This window comes from Synechococcus sp. 65AY6A5 (assembly GCF_002760415.1).
GTDB lineage: Bacteria > Cyanobacteriota > Cyanobacteriia > Thermostichales > Thermostichaceae > Thermostichus.
In genome coordinates this window covers 1-730 of record NZ_AXUW01000002.1, presented here as the reverse complement: position 1 = coordinate 730, position 730 = coordinate 1, and the positions used below count along the sequence as shown (strand labels likewise).

Below are 730 nucleotides of genomic sequence, written 5' to 3'. Positions count from 1 at the left end.
TCGGCGTGGCTTTCCCGAATGGCCTGGCGCAGCTGCTCGATTTCCCGGCTGCGGGCGGCGTTTTGCTCGCTCAGCTCGGCGTGGCTTTCCCGAATAGCCTGGCGTAGCTGCTCGATTTCCCGGCTGCGAGCGGCGTTTTGCTCGCTCAGCTCGGCGTGGCTTTCCCGAATAGCCTGGCGTAGCTGCTCGATTTCTCGACTGCGGGCGGCGTTTTGCTCGCTCAGCTCGGCGTGGCTTTCCCGAATAGCCTGGCGTAGCTGCTCGATTTCCCGGCTGCGGGCGGCGTTTTGCTCGCTCAGCTCGGCGTGGCTTTCCCGAATGGCCTGGCGCAGCTCTTGGATCTCGCGGCTGTTAGCAGCAGTTTGCTCGGCTGCCTGAGCTAGGAGTTGTTCTACTCGATCTAAGCGGTCTTGGCCGTTCATTCTGAAACCCTTGGATACCCACCGCGGGAACTACAAACCCATTCCTGCCAATGTGTCAATCACCTGCTCCAGGATCAGCGTGAGGTTGGGGTGAGAGGTTTCAAACAGTGCCAGCGCTTCCCCAATGCGAGCTTTGCGCCCTGGGTTTTGTTGGCCCTTGGTTGGGGATCCCAGCTCTGCCAGCACGGCTTCCACCTCCTGGCGGATGGCGGCAATGTGCTGCCGCTGCCTTTCATCCAAGCCGGAGGTTTTTTGCAGCTCAACATCCAGATCGTGCAGCAGTTGTCGCAGTTTTGATTCGGCCATTC

General features: G+C 60.4%; 1 protein-coding gene and 1 pseudogene. Both read right to left on the bottom strand.

The annotated features are described in order from the left end of the window. Positions 1-422, bottom strand: a pseudogene (locus tag SYN65AY6A5_RS11815) (hypothetical protein); the annotation flags it as partial. Between the two features lie 30 nt (positions 423-452). Continuing rightward, entirely contained in the window at positions 453-728 is a 276-nt protein-coding gene (locus SYN65AY6A5_RS11810) for a DUF4404 family protein (protein WP_041438641.1), read from the bottom strand. Positions 729-730 lie beyond the last annotated feature (2 nt).

What these genes read in the sequence shown, in the direction of transcription:
- SYN65AY6A5_RS11810 (WP_041438641.1), bottom strand. Translation starts at nt 728, where the DNA reads ATGGCCGAATCAAAACTGCGACAACTGCTGCACGATCTGGATGTTGAG.